This window comes from Micromonospora musae (assembly GCF_003626635.1).
Lineage (GTDB): Bacteria > Actinomycetota > Actinomycetes > Mycobacteriales > Micromonosporaceae > Micromonospora > Micromonospora musae.
Map to the genome: position 1 here is coordinate 507,118 of NZ_RAZT01000004.1, position 7,964 is coordinate 515,081.

At 72.1% G+C, this 7,964-nt stretch carries 5 protein-coding genes; 3 read left to right on the forward strand and 2 right to left on the reverse strand.

Features of this window, described 5'->3' with window-relative positions; translation table 11 throughout:
- Positions 1–221 precede the first annotated feature (221 nt).
- Together D7044_RS10815 and D7044_RS10820 are read left to right on the forward strand one after the other, a co-directional pair.
- On the forward strand, positions 222–965 hold the full coding sequence (locus D7044_RS10815) for a VOC family protein (protein WP_120674739.1): 744 nt from the start codon (positions 222–224) through the stop codon (positions 963–965).
- Positions 966–1,141: 176 nt separating this feature from the next.
- Positions 1,142–5,008 (forward strand): S8 family serine peptidase, encoded by a 3,867-nt coding sequence (locus D7044_RS10820; RefSeq protein WP_158609980.1) that lies wholly within the window; start codon positions 1,142–1,144, stop codon positions 5,006–5,008.
- A gap of 95 nt (positions 5,009–5,103) precedes the next feature.
- On the opposite strand, the gene D7044_RS10825 is transcribed toward D7044_RS10820, so the two are convergent.
- Entirely contained in the window at positions 5,104–6,069 is a 966-nt protein-coding gene (locus D7044_RS10825; RefSeq protein WP_158609301.1) for a helix-turn-helix transcriptional regulator, read from the reverse strand.
- A 153-nt stretch (positions 6,070–6,222) separates the two neighbouring features.
- Here D7044_RS10825 and D7044_RS10830 point away from each other — a divergent pair, with 153 nt between their 5' ends.
- Positions 6,223–6,906 carry a DUF305 domain-containing protein gene (locus D7044_RS10830; protein ID WP_147434635.1) on the forward strand — a complete coding sequence of 228 codons (684 nt, stop codon included), beginning with the start codon at positions 6,223–6,225 and terminating at the stop codon, positions 6,904–6,906.
- Between the two features lie 15 nt (positions 6,907–6,921).
- On the opposite strand, the gene D7044_RS10835 is transcribed toward D7044_RS10830, so the two are convergent.
- Positions 6,922–7,787 (reverse strand): IS5 family transposase gene (locus tag D7044_RS10835; RefSeq protein ID WP_120688782.1). Its coding sequence is split into 2 segments (ribosomal slippage): positions 6,922–7,454 and positions 7,454–7,787, totalling 867 coding nucleotides; the frame shifts between segments, so codons are not numbered across the junction.
- Between the last annotated feature and the right edge of the window lie 177 nt (positions 7,788–7,964).

The following is a 7,964-nucleotide window of genomic DNA, read 5'->3' on the forward strand; positions in this document are numbered from 1 at the left end:
CCTGTACATGAAACTCGGGCCTCCGATGGGAGTAGACCGTCGGAGGATATGGGCAACGGGTGTCCGCGCGGGAGCCGCCAGATGTACGAGACCTGCCTGGCCACCTGTGGTGACCTGCGGGCGGAAGGCGGCCGCGGGCAGCCGATCGTGGTCGATCCCACAGCGCACGGCCCGCCGCTGGCACAATGGCCGGACCGTAGAGCCGGAGCCGGGAGGCCAAGGTGAGCGAGGAACGCGTCCACCCGAACGAGACCATCCTGCCGCTGCTGCCCTGCGTGTCACCCCAGGAGACCCTGGCTTTCTGGCGGGCGCTCGGCTTCGCGGTGACCTGGGAGCAGACCAGGCCCTACCTCTACCTGGCCTTCCGCTGGAGCGGGTTCGAGCTGCACTACGGCAACGCCGCCCCCGGCGTCGACCCGGCGGCCGAACAGACCGGCGGATGCCTGGTGCTCGTCGACGCGGTCGCGCCGTACCACGCGGCGTTCAGCGGGGCCATGCGTGCCGCCTACGGCAAGGTGCTCGGCAAGGGGCTACCGCGGATCACCCGGTACCGGCCGGGCGCGTCGCGGTTCAGCGTCGTCGACCCCTCCGGCAACACCATCACCTTCATCCGCCGGGACGAGCCGGAGGAGCTGGAGTACGGCGGCTCGAAGGACCTGGTGGGGTTGGCCCGGGTGCTCGACAACGCGCGGATCCTGCGCGAGTTCAAGTCGGACGACCGGGCGGCGTTCCGGGCGCTCAACTCCGGGCTGCGCCGGCACGGCGACGCGGCATCCGCCGTCGAGCAGGCGGTGGCGCTCGCCGGGCTGATCGAGCTCTCGATCGCCCTGGCGGAACCCGAGCGGGTGCCCGACTGGGGTGCGCGGCTCCAGGCGATCCGGCTGACCAGGTCGGAGCGGGACCAGGTGCGCCACGCCGTGGCGGATCCGGCCGTGCTGGAGCCGTGGCTGCCGGAGGTCGACTGACGGCGGCGGGCACGCCGAGGTGACGCGGTGATGTCGGTGGGACCAACCGGTGGTGGCGGAGTTCCGCCATGTCCGGGCTCCGCCAGCGATCATGCCGCCCGTCGGGCCGTCCGTCGCCCCAGAATCTCCGACGGCGCTGCCGGCCTCCACCGGTGGTCGCCCGGAGGAGGGAATTCATGCGCAGATCCAGATACGGGGCGCGCCGCGCGAGCGCCACGGTCGCCGCGGCGCTGACGGCGTTGCTCGTACTGCCCACCGGTGCCGTCGCGGCGACGACCCCGACGCCCACGAGCGGCATCGTGGAGCCGCTGCGGAAGGTGGACCCGCAGCTGCTCGCCGCGGCACGCGGCGGCACCAGCACCACCTTCATGGTCGACCTAACCGGGGAGGCCGAGCTGGACGGGGCGGAGCTCGACCGCGTCGAGCGCGCCGCCGGTGGTCGGGCCGGCCGGGTCGCCCGCACGACCCGGGTCTACCAGACCAAGGTCGCGCACGCGGAGCGGACCCAGCGCGGACTGCGGGAGCTGCTGCGGGACCGGCACGCCGAATTCACCCCGTTCTGGATCGCGAACGTCATCGAGGTGACCGGTGATCTGGACCTGCTGACCGAGCTGGCCGGCCGTTCGGACGTCGCCCGGATCACCGCGGTCGGCGTGACGACGCTGGAGGAGCCGGTCCGTACCGCCGGCGCGGACGCCGACGACGCGCCGCTGCTGTGGAACCTCGGCGCGGTCGGCGCCGACAAGGTGTGGCGCGAGTACGGCACCCGGGGCGAGGGCGTCGTCGTCGGCAGCGTCGACTCCGGGGTGCAGTACGACCACCCGTCGCTGGTGCGCCAGTATCGCGGCAACAACGGTGACGGCACCTTCACCCACGACTACAACTGGTACGACCCCACCGGGTTCTGCATGTCCGAGGGGCCCTGCGACAACGCCGGGCACGGCACGCACACCGTCGGCTCGATGGTCGGCGACGACGGCGCCGGGCACGTCACCGGGGTCGCCCCGGGCGCGACCTGGATCGCGGCGAAGGGCTGCGAGCTCACCTACTGCACCGACGCGTCGCTGCTGGCGGCCGGGCAGTGGATGCTCGCCCCGACCGACCGCGACGGCGCGAACCCGCGCCCGGAGCTGTCGCCGGACATCGTGAACAACTCCTGGGGCGGCACCGGCGGCGACCCGCACATGTACGACGCGATCGTCGACTCCTGGGTGGCCGCCGGCATCTTCCCGGTCTTCGCCGTCGGCAACGAGGCGGAGCAGGCGCCGGAGCCGTGCGGCTCGGCGGGCCACCCCGCCACCAACCCGCGGACGTACGCGGTCGGCGCGACCGGCCCGGACGGCCTGATCACCGCCTTCTCCAGCCGCGGTCCGGGCCGCGACGGCGCGGTTCGGCCGGACATCACGGCCCCCGGCGCGCAGATCCTCTCCACCCTGCCCGGCGGTGAGTACGGCTACATGGACGGCACCTCGATGGCCGCTCCGCACGTCGCGGGTGCGGTCGCGCTGGCCTGGTCGGCGGTGCCGAACCTGCGGCGGGACGTGGCGACCACCCGGGAGCTGATGGACCGCACCGCGCACGACGTCGACGACGCGCAGTGCGGCGGCACCCCGGCCGACAACAACGTCTACGGCGAGGGCCGGCTGGACGCCTACGACCTGGTGACCCAGGCCTCGACTGCGCAGCTCGGGGGCGTCGTGGTGCACGCGGAGCGCGACGGACGCCCGCTGGCCGGGTCGCGGGTCACCCTGACCTCCGACCTGGTCACCCGGACGGCCCGCACCGACGCGCACGGCACGGTCCAGCTGGGCCGGGTGCCGGCGGGGGAGTACACGCTGACCGCGACCTACTTCGGACAGCGGACCCAGCGGCGGACGATCACCGTGTCGCAGAGCGGCACGGTGAACCTGACCCTGGACCTCTCCGAGGTCGCCCCGTGGCAGCCGGTGGGCGGCCGGGTCACCGACCCGAACGGCAAGCCGGTCGCCGGCGCGCGGTTGACGCTCGCCGACGAGTCGTTCCCCGGCTTCGTCACCGACGCCAAGGGTCGTTACGCAGGGACGCTGCCCGAGGCCGACTACGACCTGCTGGTCGAGTACGGACGCTGGCTCGCCCCGCGGACGGTCGCGGTGACCGTGGACGGACCGGAGACCGTCGACGTGGCGCTCGCCGCCAAGGCCGACCGGCACGGCTACGCGGCCGGGGTGGTCGCCGGCAAGTGGGACGACGGCGGCAAGGTGCTCGCGCTCACCGGTGACACCGCGAGCAAGGGGCTCGACCTGCCGTTCCCGATGACCTTCTACGGCACCACGTACGACCGGATCACCGTGCACACCGACGGCTACCTGACCTTCGGCACGGACGCCGCCGCCTCTGTCGGCGCCAACGGACCGCTGCCCGCCCCGGCGGTGTCGGCTCCGGCCGTCTACGCGTTCTGGGACGACCTGGTCCTGGACCACGCCTCGACCGTGCGGACGAAGAGCACCGGGTCGGGGAAGAACCGGCAGCTCCTGGTCAGCTGGGTGCGGGCCGCGCTCAAGAGCGACCCGAAGGTTCGGGTCGACGTGCAGGCGCGGCTCGGCGAGAACGGCACCGTCGCCCTCCGGTACCGCAAGCTCGGTGCCGGTTCGGCGGCGGCCGGCGGCTCGGCGACGGTCGGCATCGAGGACGGCAGCGGCACCGACGCGTTGACGTACTCGCGGGACGAGGCGGTGCTCGACGCGGAGGCCGCGGTCACCTTCGAGGTGCCCGGCCGGGGCCTGCTGCGCGGCACGGTCCGCGACGCGAACGACCGTCAGCCCCTGGCGGGCGCGACGGTGCGGGTCGAGTCGCCGAACGCGCGGCTACCGATCACCGCGACCACCGACGCGGAGGGCTTCTACCAGCTGGAGGCGCCGGCCGGGCCGGTCACCGTGACCGCGATGCAGCCCGGCTACGAGCTGCCGCCGGCCACCGCCACCGTGGTCGAGACCAGGGTGGTCACGCAGGACCTCGCGCTGCGTACGCCGCTGCTGCTGGCGAACCGGAGCGCGGTGTCGGTGAGCGCCCGGGCCGGACAGACCCGGACCGCGACGGTGACCCTCGCCAACAAGGGCGACCTGCCGGCCACCTGGTTGGCGAGGGAGATCGACTCGCCGACCCCGCCAGCGGGTGTGCCCGGCAAGGTGCTCGGCTCCTTCGCCGTGAAGGACTTCTACTACGCGTTCGGTGTCGGCTACCGCAACGGCGAGTTGATCGTGTCGAACTCGTACCTGTTCGGACAGCTGCAGCGCTTCTCCACCGACGGCACGTCGCTGGCCAAGGGGGTGCTCGACATCGGCGGCTGGCCCTCGGACATGGCCTACGTGCCGGGGCGGGACCTGATGTGCGCGCCGAAGATGTCGATCGTCGGGGAGCTGCCGATCGTCTGCTTCGACCCGGACACGTTGGAGGTCAAGGAGACGATCAGCGGGACGTGGGCGGGCAAGCTCTACTACGGGCTGGCCTACCGCGCCGCGGACGACACCTTCTACCTCAGCGGCGACGGGGTCATCCGGCACCTCGCCGGGCTGTCTCACTCGCAGCCGGGCTCGGTGCTGGGGGAGTGCACCCCGCCGGTGCCGTGGATGACGGGGCTCGCCCTCAACGAGGAGCAGAACGTGCTGTGGGGCATCAACCAGGATGCGAAGGAGTCGATCTGGGCGATGGAACCGGACACCTGCCGGGCGCTCGCCTCGGTGCCCGACCCGGACCCGAACCCGCTGAGCGGCGCCGGGCTCGACATCGACGAACAGGGCAACCTCTGGACGGTGGCGTTCCGGAACCAGCCGTTCGCCAGCAAGGTCTACCACGTGGACGGCTCGCTGCCCGGGTACAGCGACGTGTCGTGGCTGTCGGCCGGAGCCTCCGGTGCGGTGGCGCCGGGGGAGAAGGCCACGTTGACCGTCACGGTCGACACCACCGGCCTGGCCCCGGGCAGGTACGTCGCCACGCTGCTGGTCACGAACAACGGCGCGAAGGGGGCGGCGACCCCGGTCACCGTCTCGGTGACCGTCACCAGGTGACCGTCGGGCCCCGCCGGCCGCTCGCCGGGTGGCGGGGCCCGCTGCGGATCCTCGCGAACCGTCCCGCCGCAGTTCGGTGGGGCGGTTCGTGGGGGTCAGAGCCAGTTGTTGCGGGCGACGAACCAGCCGAGCTGCATCCGGGTGGCGCTGCCGCTGACGTCCATGAGCTGCCGCAGCCGCCGCTGCACGGTACGCAGTGAGATGCCCAGCTGGGAGGCGACCGCCTTGTCCGGCAGCCCGGTCATCAGCAGGGAGAGGATCTGCCGGTCGGTCGGCGTCGGCACCGTCCAGCGGTCGGCGTCGTCGAGCACGGTGGTGGCCGGGGCGAGGCGCAGCGGCGTGGCCCGCTCCCAGATCTCGGTGAAGAGCGCCACGAGCACCTCAACCCAGGTGGCGCCGCGTACCACCAGCGCCCAGGGCTCGACGGTGTCGTCGCGGGACGGGAAGGAGAGCAACCCCATCCGGCGGTCCGCCACGGCGAGCTTCGCGGGGACGTCCGTGGCGACCCGGGCCTGCTCGCCGGCGGCGATGAAGCGACCGATGTGGGTCGAGGCCCCCGGCCGTTCCAGGCCGCGCCGGTCGTAGACCACGCGGAAGCGTACGCCCCGATCCAGCAGCTCCAGCTCCGCCGGGTTGTCGGAGAAGTCGGCCGCGTACGGGGGTCGCTCGAACCCGAGCACCTCCTCCTCGGCGCCGCGCAGGAACTGGTCGAAGGTCTGCAGGATCGCGGTCACCCCGACGACCATCTGGACGCCCGGATCCGCCGGCTCCGCCGCGCGCTGCTGCCGCAGCCACTCCCGCAGGTCGATCCGCGCCTCCTGGAGTTCGCGGATGCGCTGGGTCAGCAGGGAGTCGATGGCCAGGTCGGGGGAGGTCGCGGCGGCCTGCTCGCCGGCCACCCGGACGAGGCCGTGGCGGGTGAGCGCGTCGAGCGCCGCGACGACCTGACCGGAGTCGGCGGCGAAGCGCTGCGCGAGCTCCGTCGCGGTGCCCGGGTGCCCACCGGCCAACGCCAGGTAGAGCTTCTCTTCCAACTCGGTCAGACCGAACGCGCTCAGCACTCTCCACCACACCCGACTCGCTCGGCCCCACCGGTGGCGCGGGGCGCTGCGTTGATCTTGGAGCGTTCCCATCAGGAGCGTCAAGGGCTGCTGAGCAGCCCACCCGTCCGGCCTCTCGTGGGACGGGCCGAATTCCGCTACGGTGATCGAATCGTGTTCTCCTCTCGTCGCCGTATCGTTCTCGCCGCCGTGGCCGCCGCCGTCGTCCTCGGTGGGGCTGCCGTCGCCGCGGCCCAGCTCACCGGCGACGCCCCGGCGGGGCCGGTCGCCGCGCCCCGGGTCGTCCAGCCCGGCGCGCCCGGTCAGAGCGGCCGCGCCCTCTCGCCGGCCGAGCAGTCCCAGCTGCCCGCGCCTCCGAAGCACACCGCGGCCGACACCCAGTTCATGCAGCGGATGATCGCGCACCACGTGCAGGCGCTGGACATGACCGGGCTCGTCGCGGAACGCGCTACCAGCAAGGAAGTCTCGCTGATCGCCAAGCGGATCGAGACGTCGCAGCGCGACGAGATCGCGCAGATGCAGCAGTGGCTCACCGACCGCGGCGAACAGCTCCCGGGGCCGCACGAGCACCACGCCGACCACGACGCGGTGATGCCGGGCATGCTCACCCCCGAGCAGCTGGCGGAGCTGGCGAAGACCCGAGGTGAGCAGTTCGACCGGCTCTTCCTCGACCGCATGATCCGGCACCACGAGGGCGCGCTCACCATGGTGCAGCAGCTCTACGCGGCCGGCGGCGGGCTGGAGCCGGCGAGCGACCGGTTCGCCCGGGAGGTCAACGCCGACCAGGGCATCGAGATCCGCAGCATGCGGGAGCTGCAGGCGCGCCTCGCCGGCTAGGTCCTGTCCTGCCGATCATGGAAGCCAGATGATGGCGGCGATGAGGACGAGGCTGGCTCGGTAGAGGGATGCGCGTTTGGCGTAGCGGGTGGCCAGGTCCCGCCACTGTTTGAGCCGGTTGAAGCAACGTTCCACGACGTTGCGCTTCTTGTAGACCAGTTTGTCGAAGGTTGGCGGTCGTCCGCCGGTGCTGCCCTTGGCGGCCCGGCGGGCGACCTGGTCAGAGCGTTCGGGGATGACGTGCCGGATTCCCCGTTGCCTCAGGGCGCGTCTGGTGGAGTCGTGGGCGTAGCCCTTGTCGGCGATCAGCACATCGGGGCGTTTGCGAGGCCGGCCGGGTCCGGGCTCGTTGACGCGGATCGCGTCCAGCAGCGCGAGGAGTTGGGGGTTGTCGCCGGCCTGACCGGGAGTGAGCAGGATCGACAGCGGTCGGCCGCGTCCGTCGACGGCGAGGTGGATCTTCGTGCTCAGCCCTCCCCGGGATCGACCGATGGCCTCGCCATCCTGCGCACCAGGCGTCGCCGGACTTGTCGGGGAGCCCCCTTTTTGCGGGCGCCAGCGGCATGCTGGTGCGCCCGCACGATCGACGAGTCGGTGCTGATTGTCCACTGCACCGGTGTCCCGTCGTCATGCACCTGCGCCGCGGCCAGGATCCGATCCCACGTCCCGTCAGCGGTCCACCGGCGCAACCGTTCGTGGCAGGTCTTCCACGGCCCGAAACGTTCCGGCAGGTCACGCCACGGCGCACCCGTGCGCAGCTTCCACAGAATCCCGTTAATGACCTGACGGTGATCCCGCCACCGCCCCCGCGCACCACCCGGCTCCGGAAGCAACGGCGCAATCACCACCCACGCCTCATCGGTCAACTCACCACGACGCACCACCGGCACATCGTCAACCATCAACCACTACAAGATCGACAGGACACGCCCTAGGCAGTGTCTTCAAAGGATCTTGGTGTCGGATGATGTAGCGCGTGGGTCGTCGCTACGAGTTGTCTGACGTCGAGTGGGAAGCGCTGTCGCGGTATCTGCCGTCGGCGGTGACCGGTGGTCGGC